The sequence below is a fragment of the Candidatus Leptofilum sp. genome, from assembly GCF_965223285.1.
Lineage (GTDB): Bacteria > Chloroflexota > Anaerolineae > Promineifilales > Promineifilaceae > Leptofilum.
This window is the reverse complement of sequence record NZ_CBDCWL010000003.1, coordinates 73,503-93,211: the sequence shown is the minus strand read 5'-3', so window position 1 is coordinate 93,211 and position 19,709 is coordinate 73,503. Positions and strand designations below refer to the sequence as shown.

Genomic DNA, 19,709 nt, shown 5'->3' with positions numbered 1-19,709 from the left:
TCTTGTGGGGCATGCCCACCGGTACCTACTGGTTCGGCATCATCATGGCCGCGCCATATAACGGCGAGATTCGCGTCTTTCGTTATCTCTCCTGGTTCAACGCCTGGGAGCAGGTGACCGCCTTTCCCATCCCCCTCGGCGAAGAGCTAATCGGCTCTGTGGGCCTGGATTTTCTGGCCGTCAGCGAAGAAGAAGCCTGGGCCTATGCTTCCTGGGTGACGAAACGGCCGTTTCCGGAACCGCCATTGCCGCCCTATGTCCAACCGGTCTTTGAAGCCGCCAACCCGCTGTTTCCCAATCAGATTGCCAACCCGCATCATATCCACTCTGGACTGAATGCCGCTCGCTGGCGCAGCCAGGAGACGCCTTTTGACGCCGGTCTGCGGCAAACAATCGACGTGCCGGATGCGAGCGGCGCCATCACAGTTGAAGCCTGGGGATTGATTGAGGCGGCCGACAGCACCGAGATGGCCTTGCGCATCGGCATTGACCCCACCGGCGGCGACAACCCGGACAGCCCTGAAGTGGTCTGGTCCGCAGCGTCAGCGCCGACTAACTTCACCCAATTTAGCGTTAGTGCGCCGGCCCAGGGCAGTACGGCGACGGTATTCCTGCGGGGCACGCTTAACGGCCGGTATATGTCCGGCACGGCCGTTTGGGACACCGTCACCGTTCAGAATGGTAGCGGCGTGAACCTGGATTTTGAAGCGCCCTTCATCACTCAAAATTCCATCACCGTGCCGGAAGGTTGGACCGCCTGGTACCAGGACAGCGGCTATGCGCCGACAGACGGCCGTGATGTGTATACCGTATACGCCGCCTGGTCGGACAGTGGTGGCTATCCCTGGAGCGGTCCCGAAGTGGTTACCGCTAACCGTGATTTGAGCGGCGGCACCACCGGCGCAATCCGGTCAGACGTGACACCCATTATCTCGCTGGCCACCGAGTCGCCCTCGGTCAGCTTCTTCTACATCTATGAAACCGGCGATCCGCCGCCGGACACGACCTTTCTGCGCTTTGGACGGCCGTATCAGACCCAATGCGAGCTGGGCACAACCAACTGCACCGACACCCCTGGCATCCCGCTGCTGCCGCGCAACGTCGTGCGGCCAAGCACTCGATTGCTGGCCGCCTCAGATCCATTCAATGCCGACCGTGCCATCCTGGTCTGGGATTCTCTGCAAACGGACACCGTGAGCAAAGACGTGTATGCCACCTACGTCGTGCTCAGATAGGGGAATTTATCCATGAAAAAGCAACCGCTCATGCGCAATCTCATCCTGGTTTTCCTGCCGCTGTTGGCTGTCGCCCTGGCCGCGCAGGCCCAGGAGCAGCCCAATCCAGATGGCTTGATCATCGTCGGCCCCGGCCAACGGTATACCGAAACCATCCCCGTCATTGACATTCACGATCTTGGCTATCAACCAGCAGCGCTGCCAACCAATGACCCCGTTAACCATTCACCATTCACCATTCAAACTTCACCATTAACTCGGGGTGGGGGGAGCGACCCTAACAACCCGTATGCCGTTATTCGCAAAACCGGCCCTGCCTTCATGCAGCCCGGCGGCTCGGCGCGCTATGAAATCACCCTGAACAACTACGAAAGCATCACCCGCACCGTTCAACTGGTAGACCCGTTGCCGCCCGGTCTGGCCTACGTCCCAGATTCCGCCAATGGCCTGGCCTACGATGCCAGCACCCGCACCCTGCACTGGCAGGGCGAACTGGCGCCCGGTAATTTGGACTACATCATCGAAGAACATAGTCCGGCGCTGCCCTACCTGGACCTGGCCGCGTTCGGCGCGGTCAACCTGTGCGATGATTTCATTGCCAATGAGGAAGTTTGCGACGACGTTACCGTGACCTTCAATCTGGGCGTCAATGGCTACACCACCAATTTGTATGGCGAACTGCTGAGCCAGCTAACGGTCTCCGCGAATGGCCTGATTCTGGCTCCGGAAACGGCCGTATCCGGTCCCTATGCCCATAACCAATGGCTGCCGGACGCAGCCACGCCGGGCTTCGTCCTGGCTGGACTGTGGCGCGATGTCGATATGGGCGGCAGTGATGCGCTGCCAAACGGCCGTTTCCACGCTGCCATCATCAGCGGCCTGATCGCAGGGCATGATGTTTTCTACGCCCAGTGGCATGACGCACCCCAGTCAGGCGATCCTGACCTCACCGCCCGTCACGCCATCGCCCTGCTGCTCAACGGCGATAGTAATCTGGCCGGCGACGCCTTCTTCATTTACGACAACATTTCCAATCCGGCCCAGCTGGTGGCGCAGGGCTACACCATTGGCGTTGCCGATAAGCTGGGCGCTCGCGGCGTAACCTATGCTTACGCGCCTTGCTGCGGCGCTGGCCAGCCGCCGCAGGGCTATCCACCAGCGGCCGGGACGACGCTGCATTTGCGGCCGGTGCTGTTTGGCGCGGAAAGCGACTACAGCCGCACCTTCAGCTACGAGGCGGTGGTCAATGTGCCGGTGCCGGAGACGATAGCCAGCACGGCCGTCGTTACCAGCAGCTCCCCGGATCCTGCGCTGGCTACCGCCTGGTCCACCCATTACCTCTACGTGCGCTGGCAAACCTATCTGCCGCTGGCCATTGGCAGAGACGAGTGAGGGTACCGTCATGAGCAACCGCGTTTGGCTGCGTCGCACACTGTTGGGCAGTCTGTTTTTGGTGGCCACATTGGGCTGCGGCGTGATCGGCTTCATCGAGAACCCGGCCGCACTGACCGGCCCGGCATACTGGGCGGCCGAGACTGGAACGGCCGTGCCCACCGTCACCGTCTTTCTGGGTACCTCAACGCCGGTCTATGCCGACACGCCCGTGCCCAACCTGATCACCACCACGCCGGAGTGGACGACGGTGACGCCGGTTTTCCTGAGTACGCCCACGCCGTACTGGGTAACAACAACGCCTGTTTACGTGACGGAGACTCCAAGCGGTGGTACACCGCCGACGACCACGCCGGGGCTGCCCATGATTGGCTACACCACGCCGGAACCTCTGGAGACGCCCTATTACCGCATCGGCACCTTTTATCTCAATAGCGATGTGTATGTGGGCGGCCCCAACGGCCTGGTTTTTCGCATCACCGGCCACGAGACGCAGCCCAGTCCCAATAACGAGGAGTCCGCCTATCACTTCATCACCATCCTCGTGACCAATTACACCAGCGAGGAGCGCATTGTGCCCGTCTCCGACGTCTTCTTCATTCGCCGTGTCCAGCGGGCCGAGGCGCTATTAGCCGGGCGCTGGGTGCCGCAAAACGAACCGCTCATTGCCCGCAGCCTGCCTGCGTACGAGACGCAGCAGCTAACGCCAATACCGCCCGACGGCCAGCGAGAATTCGTGCTGGGCTTCGTGGTTCCCAACGGCGACGTGCGTGAACTGGGCCTGATCACCGACTGGAACCGGCCGGTGGAAGGGGGGCTGCCCATCTGGTTCTACCTGGAGGACGATCCGCTGGGGCCATTTAACGATGCTTTCCAGCCGCCACCACCGACACCCATTGTGCTGGATGATGGCGGCACCCAATCCGGTGGTGGTGAGCCGGGCAGCGGTGATGGCCTCTGGCCGACGACCGGCATCATTACCCGTGGCTTTGGCTGCCACGAACTGTACACCGGCATCGACGGCACCGGCTTCGGCTGCCCGCCTGAACGCCAGTGGTTCCACAACGGGGTGGACATCGCCAACGCCCAGGGCACGCTGATCTGGTCGCCGGTGGACGGTACCATGGTTTTTGCCGGTCCCAACAGCACCGGCCCGGACTGTTCCGACATTCCCGGCTCGCAGCCGCCCCATGAAGGGCTTGGCAATTACCAGCGTGTGAGCGGTGGGGGAACTCTTCACTATTTCGGCCACCTCAGCAACTTTCTGGTGACATCCGGCCCGGTCAGCGCCGGGCAAAACGTGGCCGAGATGGGATCCACGGGCTGCAGCACGGGCAGTCATTTGCATTGGATTGTGTACCAGAACGGCAACCTGATAGACCCGGCGCAGTGGGCCGGGCCGGGACCGAATCCCTGAGCAGGAGACACGATGGCAAACAAGAAAGCACTGCAACTGATTGAACTTGGCCTGCACCCTGTCCTGTTGGGCCGCGACGGCGATGACCTGAAACGGCCGTTACTCAAAGGCTGGCAAACGGCCGTCTACACACCCGCAGACGTGGCGCGCTGGCCGGCCCGGAATAATGTGGGCATTCGCTGCGGTCTGCAGCGGGACGGCCGTGCTCTCATTGTCTTCGATTTTGACGAAGAAGCCCGGCGAGTTTTCCCTGCCTGGAGTGGCGAGGTAAACGGCACATCACTTGGACTGCGCCAGCCCCTGGTCATCGTCACCAGTGGCCGCGGCTGCCATGTGTACTTCTACACCACAGAAGCGCATCCCGGCCGCACCTTGGCCGGACGTTACGCTCCGGTTGATGATGCGGCCAACGGCCGTAAACGACTGGTCAAATTCATTGAAACCTTGGGCGCGGGTCGTCAGGTAGTGACTGCTGGCAGCCGTCACCCCAATGGCCAGCGCTACCGATTTAGCCGGGGAACTTGCTATGAAGATATCCCCACGCTGACCGCAGCGCAGTACCAGGCGTTGGTCGCTCTCAGCAAATCCTTTGACGAACGACCAACCAGGCCGGAGCGGAGCCGGGTTGCCTATCCGGTGCAGCTAAACGGTTCCTTCAAAGGTATTCACGACTGCCTGGACTATGCCCGGCGTCATATCGGCGCCGCCGAACAGGTGGAACGCAATGGCGACATCCGCTTTCTGGGGCAGGGCGGGCTGCTGGTGACGGCCGACGGCCGTGGCTGGTATTCGTTCAGCGATGAAACAGGCGGCGGCCTGCCGGAGCTGATTGCCTGGCATCAATCCCTGGCAGGGGAGGGGATATGTTAGAAGCTATCCTGCTCGTTTGTTTATGCGTCATTCTGGCCATCCTTTTCTGGCCGCGGCGCAGCCCATATGTACGCGACGTAACCAGCAATCGCAATGGACAGCCTTGGTGGCGTGACAAAGAGCCATATTGAGAAAGGGAATGCGTGTGATGAAACGTAAACGAAATGGATGGATGATGCTGCTCCTGGCAAGCTGGCTGATTGTGTGGACAGAGGTCGCTATGGCGCAGGCGTCTGGGACGTTGGAACTGCGCATCCGCCTACGCGGCAGTGATGGCACGGCCGTTGTCGGCGAGACCGTCATCCTGGAACGCCTGCCGGACGAAGATCCGATTACCCCGGATTGTGTGACCGACGCCAACGGCGAATGCAGTTGGCTTGTGGGGCGCGGACTGTACCAGGTGCTGTTTACGCGACCGCTAGATAATATCTCGGCGCTGGCTGTGGCCGAAGGCGGCCTGCGCGGCTTTGGCGTGACCGTTGGGGATAGCTCCATTACCTACCACTTCACCTTCCACGGGGACGGCCGTGTCTACTTCGATGCTGCCCCGGAAGCGGCCGTACCGTCGCCGATCATCCCCGTGGGCGAAACCTTGCATGGCGGTGCCGCGCCCACGTCGGTACCCACATCGGAACAACGTATTGACGTTACGCCAACACGTCTCCCTGAACAGGCGGATGCAGAAAAATCAGATGCAAATCCAGCCTCTAGCAGTCCCTGGCGTTTCCTTCTGTTTATCGGCGGGGGTCTCGTGATTGGCGGCGGCTTACACCTGTGGTCGCGTAAACGGCAGTCACCCAAGCGCAAATTGGAGGACGCTGATGCTTGATCCCGGCCGTTACTTCGCGGAAGCAATCTACTTCCTGCAATACACCCTGGCCCAGATATTGTGGGCGATCAATCGGGCGACGCTCTCCATTGCCGTCATTGCCGAGAGCATCAACAGCTGGGTGACGGACAACGTCGGTTACTTTGTGGAGCTGCTGGTTAATGCTCTGTCGGCGCCGCTGGGCGGCATGTTCATCCTGGCCCTGACCGCCCTGGGTTTCTGGTATGCCCTGAACAACATCGTGCCCACCAGCCGCTGGGTCGATCCCTCCAAGCTGTTCACCTACGGCCTGATCGCTTTCTTTTTCTTTTCTTCCCCGATTGTGGTTATTGACACGATGGAAGACGTGCGCACGGCATTAAATGCCGGCATCGACACCGCCCTGATCGACGGGGCCGCCGGTGACATCTTCGATACCAGTATGGACGGCACCGATGTCGGGCTGCCGGGAGCCATCCCCGACGTAAACAGTGACGGGGCGGTGGGCAGCTTTGACCTCGTTTCAGCCTTCATGCTGGTGGCCAACATAGATGAGCTGGACAGCAGCGAATTCCCCGTCGATTTTGAAGCCGCCTACTATCCTTTTGGCGATCCGTCCGGCATTGACCTCAGCGACGAAGCCGACCAGGAGTTAGCCAAAGCGCTGGCCAGTGACGGAATTGAACGACTGTTCTTTGCTTTGGTCGCCGTCCCCACGGCTATCGCCGAACATTTCCTGCGTCTGGCGCTGACCGGCGTGGCCATGTTCCTGTATGCCGGCGTGCCTTTTGCCATGCTGTTTGCTTTCTTCATCTATACCCAGGCATTTCTGGGTGCGTATCTGCGGCAGTTTATCAACCTGCTCATCGAGACGCTGATGAGCGTCATCATCGTGGCCATCATGATTGGCTTGCTAGCGGCCGCTGCCCAGCAGGGGATTGGCCTCTACATCGGGGCCAGCATCATCACCCTCATTGTGCTGCTGTGGCGCATCAAGAGCGCCCTGAAGCTGGCCGCCGCTGCCTTTGACCTCTTCGGCGGCAGCGTCATCACCGGTGGCGTCGGCGGCATGGATGTGGCCCGCATGGGACGCCAGGCCGTCACCGGCACAGCCATGTTGGCCGGCGCGGCGCTCACGGGTGGGGCGACGGTGGCGGCTGGTGGCGCGGTTTTGGCCACAGCGGCAGCCCTGCAGGCCGACGGCCGTAACGAGGGCGCGTATCTGGGCACGGATCCCAACAAGACCGACGGCCGGGTGCGGCAGTTGAAGACGATTGCCGGTTATGCTCTCGGCCGATCCGAGACCGCCCGCAGCCTGATTGAAGGCTCCCACGAAGCCCGCACTCTGGCGCGTAACTTCCGCGATGGCGACGTGCAGCCGCATGACCCAGACATGCTGGATTACCTGCGCGCCGGGTCTTCTATGTCCGGTTTTGGCTCCAGCCCCTGGCTGGCCATGCGCTTTTCGCCTTCGCTGCGCGCCGCTTATGATGAAATTGGCGGCCGCCGCTACGGTAACGGGGCGCGGGATGCGGCCTTTGATGGCGATGGCGAGCCGGTGGAGTTGCCGGGCGCGTTGCCGGCCAATGGCGTGGCGGGAGAGGGCGGGCGAAACGGCCGTTCCGCCCGCAGTGGTGCGAATCAGCCTCCGGCAGATAACGACATTAACGACCTTTGGCGTGAAGAGCCGGCCACACCACGGCAGTTGGCCTATTTACAGCAGTTGGGCGTCGAACCGGAAACAGACCCTTCGACAGGCTCAGGGCAGAGCCTGACACGCGGTCAAGCCAGCGATCTTATCGGTCAGGCCCGGCAAACCCAACGGTCACAGGCAGAGACATCCGTTAACGGCGCCGCCAATGGGCAATCGCCGCAAGGTCGCACGCTTGCGCCCAACGATGCTTTAGCCAACCGGTTTGCCAGCCTGGAACAGGCGCTGACCAACCTGACTGAAGCCCTGGCTAACCCAGAGGGAAACGGCCGTGTTGTAAGCGAACGAGCCGGCGAGCAGGCCGATGCATCTGTCAATGGCGCTGTTCCAGATTGGCTGCGAGGAACGGTTGAGCCATCTCCTAATGCTTCTCAGGATGTGGGTCTTGTCAATGATGACGATGACACAGATGCAGCCGCCGATACAGACGCGGTGCAGAACGTCAATATTGTCAGCGCCGCGCCGGCCCTGGACCGCGACGGCCGTGAAGATAAATACGAAACGATGGATGTTCCTTCTGCCGGCACGATCCGCCTGGAACCGTATCAGGCGTCACGCGGGCAGGTGGTCAACGATGCCCTGGCGCATCTGACCGACCCGCATTCGCTGGCCGGTCAGGCGGCTCAGCGTACGCTGGTTACTTACACCGGCGAAAACAACGCCCGGTTGATTCAGGGAGCCGTTGGCCAGCACACGGCAACGGCCGTGCAGGAGGCTGCTGCGGCCACCGCTAATCTCGTCACCCAATACCGTGCGCAGGGGATGGATGATGCGGCCGTGCTGGCTGCTTTCCAAAGTGGCGCAGCAGCGGCGGCGATTCGCGAGGCCACGGCGGCTCAGGACAGCCCCACACATCTAACCGATGCGCAGTTATCGGCCGTCGCCGATATGGTGCTGCTGCCGCAGCGTCGCCTGACGCGCACTGAACTGGTCGGCACCATTGGCCGGGAAGCGGCGGCGGGGGCTGCTGATGAGCAGTCCGTCATTCAGGCTTTGGGTATGCCCATTGGTTTTGGCGGGCAGACCGGCAACGTGCGTGGCGTAATGGCCGGGGCGCGCGCCATGGATCTTTCCCCGGCAGACCTGACTCGTCTGGCGGAAATGATACAGGATGGCCTGCGCGACGTGGTGCAGGCGGAACTGGCCGATCGCGGCTACCGGCCGGAGATGGTCCGACATTTTGTCAGCGACATGGCCGCGCTGCCGGGCGCGATGGTTGTGCCGCAATCGGCCGCGGTCAAGACGACCGCTGCTGCGGTTGCATCGGCCACAGATGGAGCTGGGGCGACGGCCGTTTCCGCGTCCCAGCCAGAGGAAGAATAGGAGCATTCAATGATCAAGAAACACCAGCATCTGCTGATACCGTTCAGCTTTGTTATTTTGATGGCCGTCATGGCCGTAACCGGCACTACGCAGGCGCAAGATGGCGGGCAGAATCCCACGCCCATTATCATCACGCTTACCCCCAGTGGCGGGCCAACGGCCGTGCCCACAGATGACGGCGCACTGCCGCCAGACCGTTTTGAGCCGAACAATGATGCCCAAACCGCGACGGCCGTTGGTCTGCAAAGTGAACCGGACCTGACCCTCACCGGCGACGATGTGGACTATTTCACCGGTTATCTCAAAGCCGGCCAGATGATCCGCGTAAGCACCACTGTCTATGGTGGGTTGGATACCCGTCTGCAGCTGCATTGGGGCGGGCAGCTGCTGGCGGAGAACGATGATCGTTCCCCGACCGATGTCGGCTCGCTGGTACTGTTTACGGCCCCGGCCGACGGCTGGTATGTGACCCTGGTGGAGAAAGCAACCGTTTATGACGGCACTTACGACCTGGAAGTGGCTCTGGCCGAACCGACGCCCACCTTAACGCCGACACCGACAGCGTTGCCCTCGGCAACGCCCACGCCCACACCATCACCGACGCCCATCATCTCGCCGGACCTGGCCGAACCCAACAACAGCCCGGAAACGGCCCGACCGGTGACGCCTGGCCTGCGCGACACCTATACCGTGGGCGCGGGTGACGTCGATTATTTCACCTTCATTGCCAAAGCGGGCAACCGCTACGTCTGTGAAACGGTGACGGATCAGGTGGACACGCTGCTGACTGTGGTGGGCGCCGCTGGCGACATTGGCGTGAACGACGACAGGGGGGTGGGGCGCGTGGATTCCTACTTTGCCTGGACGGCGGATGTGGAGCAAACGGCCGTTATCCGGGTCGAAGCGCGCGGCGGCAGCTATGGTCAGTACGAATTTGTGTGCCAACCGGCCTCACCGCTGCCAGTGGCCGTCCAGCCGCCGGCATCCTCGGCTCCGGCCAGCGACCTGTCTACACCGACAGCGCCGTTGACCATTACCGCAGGTATCACAACCACCGGCCAAATTACGTTGACGGTGCGACACCTGGGGCAGGTGCAACCCCAAACTACGACGCCCACAACCCATGTTCGCCTGCTGGTCTATTACGACGCCAACAATGACCGGCAGCCCGGACCGGGGGAAGGGATTGCCAATGTCAGCGTTCTGGCCGTCGATAGCCAGGGGCAGCGTCTGGCACGGGTTTTCACCAACGCGCAGGGAGAGGCCATTTTCAACCTGACCAGCGAAACCATTGCCCGCGTCATTGTCCCCTTTGTGCCCGGCTGGTCGGCCCGTGTGCGTGCCGGGGAAATCAATAACGACATTGTGCTGGGACTGCCGGCGGTCCGTTTGCCGGTGTTTCTGCCGGTGCAGAACCAGACCGGTGGCGAGGAGTAAACCATGTTTGACACCGATTTAGAACTCGACATCGAGCAGGAATTATCCGAAATTCCGCCTGAATACCAGGATGCGTTTCGCCAGGCCATTGAGCGTGAATTGGCGGAGACGGAACAAAACCGGACCGATACCGACATTCTCACCTATCTCCGCAGCCGCCGTGATGATTTCCAGCGGGGTGGCTTTATCCGGCCCGACGGCCGTCCCGGATTGGTTGCCCTCAACCCGGAGACGATGTACGAGCAGGCGCTGCCGCAGCTGGCCCAGAGCAGTCTGGGAGAACCGGACAATACGGCCGAACGGCGGCGCACCCTGATTAAAATTGGGGTCTTTGTGGGGGTGGCCTTGCTGCTCCTTGTTTTCGCCCTGCGCGGCCGGGCGCAGCGGGCGGGTGATTCGGAAACCGTTGACGCCGGGACGCCGGTGGCTGAGGCCCTGGTGGCCGCCGGTACCGTAACGCCCACGCCGCCGCTGCCGGAAATCACTGGTGTGGACGATTCTCTACAAACCATTGGCAGCCTGGGCGGCGCCCTCACCATTGGCCGTCCCAGCGCGATTGAAATCCGTTACGATCGGTCCGAAGAGACCATCGCCCTGGCCATTGACCCCAGCAAACCGACACCGAAAGGGGAGATGCGCTACAACGAAGCCACGATGCTGTCCGACAATCCCGTCGCCGTCTGGCTCTTTGGCACGGTTTTGAACTACGCCCTGGGCATCCCCGACAGCCTGGTGCGGAACCTGGAACCCGGCGACCGTATTACCCTCAGCACCGATACCGGCGCCGCGCTGCACTTCGTCGTGGCCGAAACGGGGCAGGGAGCCAACTATGATGCAGGGCGGCTGCTGTCCCAAAATCGCCTGGGGCTGACGCTCTTTGCGTTGCCGGCTGTGGCCGAAGGGGATGTGGCCTATGCCTTCGCCAATTATGACGTAGCCAGTGAGGAAGGGCAGGGGCAGATCGTTTACGAAGTGGGCGACAGCGTTGCCTTCCGCAGCGGCGGAGAGCTGCAAGTGACGGCCGTACAGTTTGACAATACGCCAGATGGACGTATTCGCATAGTATTGGAAGGCGATGTCCATAGCCTGGACAGCAGCCAATCTATCGTGCTTTCCCTGGCCGCTACTGGTGAGCAAACAACGGCCGTGCCCCTGGAATGGGCTGAAGACGGTACCTGGCAGGCAGAGTTCACCTTGCCGGACACCGTATCAAAACAGCCTTTGTTCGCCGAGTTTCGCGCTTTGCCCGGCGGCAATCTGGCCGTTGTGTGGTTGGGCGAAGTGCCCCGTTTAATCGAGCAGTTAGAGATCGAGATCACCAAGGCGTGGTGGGATGCGGAACGAGAACAAGCCGTGATCGAACTTTCCATCTTTAACGCCGGGGAAGGGGCCGTTTATCTTGGCCCCGAATTTATCCAAATAGCTGAATGGACCGAAGCGTCCTCTGAAGGAGGTGATGCCTATGAGGGAACCTGGCAGGTCACTCCCCGCCTGCCCATTGTGATTAACCCGGGAGAAACGGCGGGGATAACAGTGTCGTTTCTTCCTCAATTTGCATCCATGCGATTACAAATTGGCGCTGACCTGTGGGAAGTGGGCGGGTTTCCGCGCGGGTTTCCAGCCGGTATCCCGACGGAATAACCGGCGTAGAACCCTGACACAGCCCCAGGCCAGCGCCTGACAGGGGCAATGGCGGCCGATAGATTTGCCGTCTGCAGCCGCCATTTGTCCTAATCACTTCAATTATATAAGGAGACACAATGTTGCCCATGCAACCAAAATCAGAACGTAACGTGACGGATGGCTCAGCCGTCCTGAGAACCGGCAGCCGTTTCGGTGTGCGCCGGCCTCGCCTCAAGCACATGCTGCCCTTTGTCCTGTTGATGGCCGTCCTGGCCGCCTGCGCCCCTGGCGAAGCACCGCCGGCGGCTATCTGTGACACGTATGACCGGGCGCTGTTTACCACGCAGTTGATGGGCGGCGCAGCCGTGCTGCTCGGTCTGGCCGTGCTGGGTTTTCGCAAGAACCTGACGGCGATTTTGCCTTCGCAAGGGGCACAAATCGGAGCCGTCGCCGGGTCTGTCGGCCTGGGCTTGATCCTGCTGGCTTTTTCCACCGACATCGGCAACCAGATTTTGACCGGCTTTGCTATCGAAAGCCTCTATACCCTTTGCGGGTTGGGATAGGCGAGCGGCAAGTTGCAAGAAGTAGGTGGCGGGCGAGAACTTGCCACCTGCCATTTGCCAAAGCCTTTTTTCAAGGAGACAGTCAGTATGTTCAGTGTCACCCATTTCCGTTCCGAATTCATTCAGCAGGGCCAGGCCACTATCATCCGTAAGGTGACGATGACCCAGTTTATGCTGATCATTGTCCTCACCGCCATGGGTGTGGGTCTGTTTAATGCTCCCTTTTGGCTGGCGCCCCTCTTCATCATCGCTGGGTATGTTGCCGGATACACCCACAACGGTGAGATCGTCTTAAAGCGGTTGGTGGCTTACCTGATGGTCTGGCTGCGCAACCTGGTCGGCGCGCCGCAAATCGTCAACGTCCAGGCCGAATGGGACAGCGTGCGCGTCCGTGCTGAGCGACAGCAGATCGGCGGCGCCTTTGCCGCCACCGTGGTTGTGGAGTAAATGGCTTATGCGTGTCTTTCAAGTAACGCTGCCCCACTTTTACCAGATTGACAGCCACGACCAATCGGCCGTCATTGGCCAGATGGTGTCCCTCTTTGCTGGACCGGTGCAGCACTGCCGTTTCATCACCTTTGTCATGCCCGCCAGCCTGGAACGGCTGGAGCGGGACCGTCGCTGCCTGGCGATGGGCATCAGTGACGATTGGGCGCGGCGCGGCCTGATGGAAGAGGTGCGGATGATCGGGGAGTGGGCCAGCCGCGGCGAGATGCGCCGCACGCGCCACTTTCTGGTGGATTTCAACGACGCCTTGACCAGTAATGACCTGGCCCATTGGCGCGCGGTTGGCGAAGAAGGCTACCCGCAGCTGCCGATTCCCGGCGATTACGCCGAGTATCACGATCATATGGCGCCGGTGCTGCAGAAGAAAAACGGCCGTCTCCAGGTCGATAACAGCCGTTACCGCTATGCCATTCTGGCCTCATACCAGCTTACCCGTACCTGGGATTGGCGCCACCCGCTGGCCCAAACGATCACGGCCGCCGATGGACCGATGGTGATTTGCATCGATGTGCGCAAGGTGCATCCGGAGCGGGTCACCGCTTCGGCTGAATTCTGGCAGGGCATGATCCTCAATGGCCAGGACCGCAATGCCGTGATCGCCAGCGAAGAAGCGGAAGCCGCCCTGACGGTGCGGGATGAAGCCGTACACCAGGTGCGCGTGCTGTTCATGCTGCTGGACAAGAGCGCCGCCGGTCTGCGGGAGCGGCTGGAGAGCCTGCGCAAGACCAGTACCCAATACATGAAGGTGGACCGGATGCTGGGTTATCAGGCGGCCGCGGCGCGCATGTTTGGCCCGGCGGCCAGGCCTCCAGGGATGCCCGCCGGTCATTTCAACACCCTCAGCCGCGCCCCGGCCGTTTTTGCCGGCATGTGGGGGGTCGGCCGGGAGCAAACTGCCGGCGGCTACTACGTCGGCATCTCTGTGGATGAGGTGGCGCCCCACGTCTACTACCTGGATTGGAAGGGCAACGATCCCTTTCACGGCATTATTCTCGGCCGCACGGGGAAGGGAAAGACGGTGGGCGCGCAGGCGTTGGCCTGGCGGTTGGCGGAGCAAGATGTACAGGTCGTGCTGCTGGAACCGCAGGGGCACAGCCGCCGCCTGCTGCAGCTGGCCGGGGGCAAAAACGTCTCCTACAGCCAACTCTCCTATGCCACGACAAAGCTGAATATTCTCGATGTTGTATATGAAAATCCTACCGACCAGTACGATCATGTCATCACCTTGCTGGGTCTGCTGCTGGATCCGCTGGGCAACAATCCGCGCCGCTTCAGCAATGCCGAAGTCGCTGCCGTGCGCCGTGCCCTGCAGCTGACCTACGCCCGCTACGATTGGGAAGGGGAGCTAATGGTGGACCACGGACTGACACCGACGCTGGAGACATTCTGCCACAAGTTGTATCAGGTGGCAGAGCAAGCGGCACCGGTACAGCTGGTGACGGCAGGAAATGGCAGCAGTGGGTTGTCCACGCCGGTCTTGGGTGGTCAGGTCGCCGAAGCGGCCGCCGATCTGGCCGAGGAGATTGAGAGTCTCTACGTCTATGGCGATTATGCCGGCACGTTTAATGTGCCCACGAATCTGGACCTGCGGCTCAAGGAACGCATTGTGCTCTTTGATTTCAGCCAGGTGCCGGAGCGGCGACGGCCGTTGTTCTATTACGCCACCCTGGCGGGCATCAATCACCAGGTACGGCGCAAACCGCGCAAGCGGGCCATTATTGTCGATGAAGTCCATTACATGAACCAGGAGGCCAGCCTGATGACTTTCCTGGCCAATATGGTCAAGACGGTGCGCACCTTTGGCGCGGCGGTGGTGATGATTGACCAGGACCTGGAAGCGTTTATCGGCGTGGACGGGGCGCAGGCGGAATCGATGGCCACCGGCACCAACGTCACCGCCGGGCAGTTTATCATCAACAACGTCAGCTGGACCGTGGCCTTTGGCATGAAGCGGGACGCCGCCTACCGGCTGGCCGACCATTACAAGGACGAAATCCTGCCTTCGCACGCCGAATTTCTGGCCCGGATGGGCAGCGATGACCGGCATGGCAAGGGGATGGCCGTGGTGCGGGCCAATGGCAAAGCAGATATGGTTTATTTTCAATTGCGGCCGATTGAGGCGGAATACCTGATCGGCAGCTAAAAGGAGTGAGATGAGCAACAAACTACTGGACCAATTTCGTCAGCAGGAAGCGGACAACATCGCCTTATCGGTGAAATTCAACCGCTGGTCGCTGGTGATGATCACCTTGATGATTCAGGAACAGGAACAAAAACTGGTTGCCAGTGATCTGCCCGTTGATGGCGATGGCGAACTGGATAATTTCTGGGAAGAAATCGGCTGATGCGAGGGATGCATGTTTAAGAACTGGTTGGGTAGAGCCTGGCCGGGTAAAAGAGCTGCCCGTGAGCAGTGGGACGCTGGGCTGGCCTGGTTTCGCCTGCGTTACCTGACGCCGGACGGTCCGACAAGGTGCATCCGACTTTTGTCGCGCCCCCAGGCGTGTGGCCGCGTTGCCCTGTATTTCCGGCCGGATGAAGCGGTGTCGGCACTCTATCTGGGTGTTCCGGAGACGCACGTCCGTCTACTGCAGCGCATGGCCGCCGATTTCAATTTTTCCCTGAAGCCCAAGCTGCCCGAAGTGGCTGCGCCAGCGGTGGGGCGTCTGTCGGCCGTGTCCGAATTGCCCTGGGAACGGCCGTTCCTGGCCCACATTGTCAACGAGTATGTCTTTGTTAGTGGGAGTCAGGGCGACGTTGACCGCAATCGCGGCCACAATCGTGGCCAAGGCCGTGGCCGCTACTTGCCCCAGCCGTCGGCCAAAGCCACCAAAGAAAAGGCCGGTATCTGGCAGCTGCCGTCCAACCCGGTGCCGGGATTAACGGCGCAGCCATACTGGAATGGACATCAGCCGCCGGCGCACCTGGCCGTCACCGAGCCGGATCCGGGGCGCTGGCTGCTGGGACGGTCGCAGTCCGGAACCCCGCTGCACGTGGCTGGCCGGGTCAATATTTACGGCCGTCAGGAAGCGGTGGCCGATTGGCTGGTACATCAGGTGACGCAGATGGTGGCCCTGGACCATGCCAACCTCATGATCCTGGATGGCGCTGGCGACCTGGTGCCGCGCCTGAAGCGCAAGGCGGCCGTAACCCGGCTGTTGGGTGAGCAGCTGGCTTACGTCGATATGGACGGCACGTCGCTGGCCAATGGGTTTAACCCGCTGGCGGCCGTACCGGGTGAAACCGAGGCAGCCTTGCTGCAGCGCTGGCAGCGCTGGTTTGGCGGCATGAACGTGCATCCGCAGGGCGTTAAGTTGCTAGATCGGGCACAGGCAGATGGGGTAGCGGATATTCCTTCCTTGCGCAAGTGGCTGAAGCAGGTGGAACGCCAGGGCCAGACAGCGGCCGTTTCCAGTTTGGGTATGGCGTTGAACCGGCTAACCGCTAACCGCAGCCTGCGCGAATGGCTGGAGTGGCCCGTCAATCGCTTTGATATTCTGCCCGACGGGGCCCTGTTTTTTGCCTGTAAAGGCACGAGTTGGGAACGCCAGCAGCTGCTGCGGGCCGCACTGCTGGCCGCCATGCAGCTGCCTGCCGTGCGGCTCATCGCCCATGGGCTGCCAGGGAAGGTGCTGCCCGCGTCGCTGATCGGGAATTTGCCGCGAATCGTGGTAAGCAACGGCCCGCTTTTACCAGACGCGGCCATTATCTTGACGGAGAGTCATGCTCAGGGCCTGGCTGCACTGAAAAAGCGTTTTCTCGCTGATGATTTCCGGTTAGGGGAAAATCTGGAGTTGTTGCGTCAGGGCGAAGGGGTCGTGATTGTGGATGGCGACCCCTTTTTTACGACCTGGAACGGCCGTGTTGAATCAGCAAAAATGACAACATTCGTCGCAGCCAATGATGGGCTTTGAAAGCGACGATGGGTAATTAAGCTTTGCAGCAAATGAGGGATTATGTATAATCAGACCAGTTTTATTGCACTTGTGCAACAGGCAATAAAAAAGCCCCTGGTAACTGTACTTTTGCCGAGAACAAGTTACACACGGGGCTGGCGATGTGAATACAATTATGTCCAATTTCCGTATATTGGTCAAGTAATCCTCATTAATTATTCCATCGCCCACATAAACCAGCACGGAGATAGGCGATGGCTTCTCAGCAGACCCATCAAAACCGACAATCGCATACCGCATTATTTCGTCATTGTGATGCTTCTCTGGCTGTCCCATCTCGGCACGCAATTTGGTTGCTTACGGGTCTCGCAGCCCGTTGTGACAGAAATGAAGAAAGCCAGGTATTGGCAGTACCTGGCTTTCGTTAATTTCGCTATCTAACTGCATATTCGCTGAGCTTCAGGCGTTGGCAGCGCCTTCAGTGCGAAGCCCCTTTGTTGGGGAGGGGGGTATTGTACCCGCCGCAGTTTTGTCTGGAGAAAGAATAGCACAGACAGGGCTGGATGTCAAAGCACAGCGCATGAAGCGGAAGTCGAGAAGAATTAACAACTGACGTGGGTCTGGGAAATCAGCCAGTGGCGGTCATCGAATGGTGATTGACTTGATATGAACGCCACTGTCTGGCGGCTCAGGCCCCAGAATGCAAAAAAGCCGGTGCGGCAAACACTGGCTTTTGCAGAAGTATCTCTATTCGTTAACCGCATACTTTAAAGGTTTTGGGTGTTGGTAGCACCCTGACCTTGTTATGAAGCCCCTTCACTGGGGAGGGGGGAGGTGTATCTATATACCTCTTATGCGGCCTAATTCATTGAGGAGAATAACACAGGAGTAAGCCTGTGTCAATGATCCATGCATTGGTGTGGTTATTTGATGCTGGCCGGATCCTGTGGTCTGGCATGGACGGTTTCAAAGCAACGCCATCGCCACAATTAGAGGCCGCAAATCAGCGACTTTATGCGCTGCGTGAACAGGCCAGGGTCAAGCGGCAAGCCGCCGGTGCGCCTGACGAGCTGCTGCGTGCGGCGGGCAATGGTCTTCCCTGGGACGCTGGGTCTTCTCGGCCGTCGGACAGCACGGCCTCCACGATTGCTACGCTGCCGGGCCACCTGGGGTGGGGTAGCCAACCGTTAACGGCCGTTTTGCGTCGCCAGGCGCGTGAATCTTCCTCGGGCACGGGTGAGCAAGAGGTGTTGGCGCGGCTTGCAGAAACGGCCGTGTCAGCCTCTGCCGATACAGCGAATGAGCAGCATAAGCTCTCCACATCTCGCCATGCCAAGGCAAATGAAGCGCAATTGCCCGATTGGGTAAAACTTTACCCGGATATTGGACTGGGAATGCTGCGCGAAGAACTTACCGCGCCTGGAAGGCTCTGGTTGATGCTGCGCTATTTAGATAGTGAGGGGTGCGGTGTTATTCGCATAGACATTATTAAAAGAAACCTGACCAAAAAAACCTCAAAACTACGCTTGTGTGGCAAACGGCAGCTGCGCAACCTGCTGCAGGATGGGGAAGGCGTCTATTGGCATCGTGACAAAGAGCACGTCTGGCTGCGCTCGGCCGCCAGGGTCGCTTTTGCGCTGGGCGTGGACCGCTTAACCGGTCGGCCGGTGGCGTTGCCCACAGCAGCGCTGCTGGACGGCATCGGCACTTTCCGCGCTCATTTGTATGCGGCGTTCCACAGCGGCCGTGCCAAAGAGACGCCGCATGGCGACCAGGCTATGCCCATTGCTCGTGAGACTCTAGAGCAGCTGAGTGGGGTGGGGCGGTCCAGCCAGCGCAACTATGAAGAACGGATTGGCGTTGACGTGCAAGCCAACTTTGCCGTCGGTGATTTATCAACAAAGGAGAATCAAGAAAAACGCGCCTGGGCCAAAGGGCAGGCATTATTTGAACTAAAGGATTATCGCGGCCAGCAAGGCAGGAAGGGAAAAACTTATCTGGCCTGGCAGCTGCCCAACAGTTACAGCGGGCAGCACCGGCACCGTCCACGGGGCCGGCAAAAGCGGATCAATCGGAAACTCAAAGACCTGGTTATGAAAGGGATGCCGGGGAACGTTGGGGGAACGAGCGAGACGCGTCAGCCAGAGAAGATTTATTACCCGAATGGCAAGCTGGCGGCGAAAGCATACGGCCGTGATCTGGAACGAGAGTTGTATTGGAAGAGGCATAAGACGAGGAACGGCCGTTTTTATTTATGGCAGCAATTGGGGAGTGTGTAAAATGGTAGTGAGTCTATCCGTGCGGAATAAACTTGTGTGCATTAGAGGGATAATTCTATATTGTTTGGTCTTGTTGGCTATACGAATCGCAGTGAGGCTTATTGTTGCTTAATAGGTCAGGATACCTCATAATGTAAATGAAAAAGTGAGGTCTGTTCGATCGAGAGCCATGTGAGTGTTGTTGTATGAAAAAAGACTGTAAACTGTGTGCGTTAATAAATGAAGATCATTTCAATCCAACACGTATAGCTAAACTAGATACAGGCATAGCTTTTGTAAATTTTGACCAAACCTATTTAGGTCGATCCATGCTTATAATAAATCCACATTATGATAGCTTATTGGATATTCCGCCTATATTGACCCAAAAGTTTATGGAAGATGTAAAAACGTTGGCTAAAGCTATTAATAAAGTTTTCCAGCCTCCTACTATTAACTATCTGATGCTGGGTAACACAGTACTTCACGCACACTGTCATATTATCCCACGATATCCTGATGCACCTCGGTGGAGGTTATCTCCTTTGCTGCCATCTTCTGCTGAGTATACTATGCAAACAAACGATTTTTATTCCGACATTGCAAAAAAAATATCTTTGGCTCTACGAGTATGAATTGAAGAATCGTATGCTGAATTTTACCCCATGC

The 19,709-nt window shown here is 59.5% G+C and carries 16 protein-coding genes; all 16 read left to right on the top strand.

The features are described 5' to 3' along the window. Positions 1-44 precede the first annotated feature (44 nt). The 16 genes from ACOQPU_RS00525 (at position 45) to ACOQPU_RS00450 (ending at position 19,675) form a co-directional block, all read left to right on the top strand. Complete coding sequence (locus ACOQPU_RS00525; RefSeq protein ID WP_420640530.1) at positions 45-1,235, top strand: hypothetical protein; 1,191 nt, start codon at positions 45-47, stop codon at positions 1,233-1,235. A gap of 12 nt (positions 1,236-1,247) precedes the next feature. Next, positions 1,248-2,627 carry a hypothetical protein gene (locus ACOQPU_RS00520; RefSeq protein ID WP_420640529.1) on the top strand — a complete coding sequence of 460 codons (1,380 nt, stop codon included), beginning with the start codon at positions 1,248-1,250 and terminating at the stop codon, positions 2,625-2,627. 10 nt (positions 2,628-2,637) lie between these two features. After that, complete coding sequence (locus tag ACOQPU_RS00515) at positions 2,638-4,044, top strand: M23 family metallopeptidase (RefSeq protein WP_420640528.1); 1,407 nt, start codon at positions 2,638-2,640, stop codon at positions 4,042-4,044. Positions 4,045-4,056: 12 nt separating this feature from the next. Further along, the gene (locus tag ACOQPU_RS00510) at positions 4,057-4,914 is read left to right on the top strand and encodes a bifunctional DNA primase/polymerase (protein WP_420640527.1); all 858 of its coding nucleotides are present in this window, start codon (positions 4,057-4,059) and stop codon (positions 4,912-4,914) included. After that, a complete protein-coding gene (locus ACOQPU_RS00505; RefSeq protein WP_420640526.1) occupies positions 4,908-5,045 on the top strand; it encodes a hypothetical protein in 138 nt (45 codons plus the stop codon). The genes ACOQPU_RS00510 and ACOQPU_RS00505 overlap by 7 nt, the downstream gene beginning before the upstream one ends. Before the next feature lie 17 nt (positions 5,046-5,062). Continuing rightward, positions 5,063-5,743: a hypothetical protein gene (locus tag ACOQPU_RS00500; RefSeq protein WP_420640525.1), complete on the top strand. Its 681-nt coding sequence runs from the start codon at positions 5,063-5,065 to the stop codon at positions 5,741-5,743. A gap of 742 nt (positions 5,744-6,485) precedes the next feature. Beyond that, positions 6,486-8,756: a hypothetical protein gene (locus ACOQPU_RS00495; RefSeq protein WP_420640524.1), complete on the top strand. Its 2,271-nt coding sequence runs from the start codon at positions 6,486-6,488 to the stop codon at positions 8,754-8,756. A 9-nt stretch (positions 8,757-8,765) separates the two neighbouring features. Further along, the gene (locus ACOQPU_RS00490; RefSeq protein WP_420640523.1) at positions 8,766-10,193 is read left to right on the top strand and encodes a hypothetical protein; all 1,428 of its coding nucleotides are present in this window, start codon (positions 8,766-8,768) and stop codon (positions 10,191-10,193) included. Between the two features lie 3 nt (positions 10,194-10,196). Continuing rightward, positions 10,197-11,834 (top strand): hypothetical protein, encoded by a 1,638-nt coding sequence (locus tag ACOQPU_RS00485; protein WP_420640522.1) that lies wholly within the window; start codon positions 10,197-10,199, stop codon positions 11,832-11,834. A gap of 128 nt (positions 11,835-11,962) precedes the next feature. Continuing rightward, positions 11,963-12,379, top strand: coding sequence for a hypothetical protein (locus tag ACOQPU_RS00480; RefSeq protein WP_420640521.1), 417 nt, complete (start codon positions 11,963-11,965; stop codon positions 12,377-12,379). Positions 12,380-12,466: 87 nt separating this feature from the next. After that, on the top strand, positions 12,467-12,826 hold the full coding sequence (locus ACOQPU_RS00475; RefSeq protein ID WP_420640520.1) for a hypothetical protein: 360 nt from the start codon (positions 12,467-12,469) through the stop codon (positions 12,824-12,826). Between the two features lie 7 nt (positions 12,827-12,833). Then, the gene (locus ACOQPU_RS00470) at positions 12,834-15,029 is read left to right on the top strand and encodes a hypothetical protein (RefSeq protein WP_420640519.1); all 2,196 of its coding nucleotides are present in this window, start codon (positions 12,834-12,836) and stop codon (positions 15,027-15,029) included. Between the two features lie 10 nt (positions 15,030-15,039). Next, positions 15,040-15,231 carry a hypothetical protein gene (locus ACOQPU_RS00465; RefSeq protein WP_420640518.1) on the top strand — a complete coding sequence of 64 codons (192 nt, stop codon included), beginning with the start codon at positions 15,040-15,042 and terminating at the stop codon, positions 15,229-15,231. A 12-nt stretch (positions 15,232-15,243) separates the two neighbouring features. Then, positions 15,244-16,800, top strand: coding sequence for a hypothetical protein (locus ACOQPU_RS00460; RefSeq protein ID WP_420640517.1), 1,557 nt, complete (start codon positions 15,244-15,246; stop codon positions 16,798-16,800). A gap of 878 nt (positions 16,801-17,678) precedes the next feature. After that, complete coding sequence (locus ACOQPU_RS00455) at positions 17,679-19,061, top strand: hypothetical protein (RefSeq protein WP_420640516.1); 1,383 nt, start codon at positions 17,679-17,681, stop codon at positions 19,059-19,061. A 185-nt stretch (positions 19,062-19,246) separates the two neighbouring features. After that, positions 19,247-19,675: an HIT family protein gene (locus tag ACOQPU_RS00450; protein WP_420640515.1), complete on the top strand. Its 429-nt coding sequence runs from the start codon at positions 19,247-19,249 to the stop codon at positions 19,673-19,675. Positions 19,676-19,709: the final 34 nt, after the last annotated feature.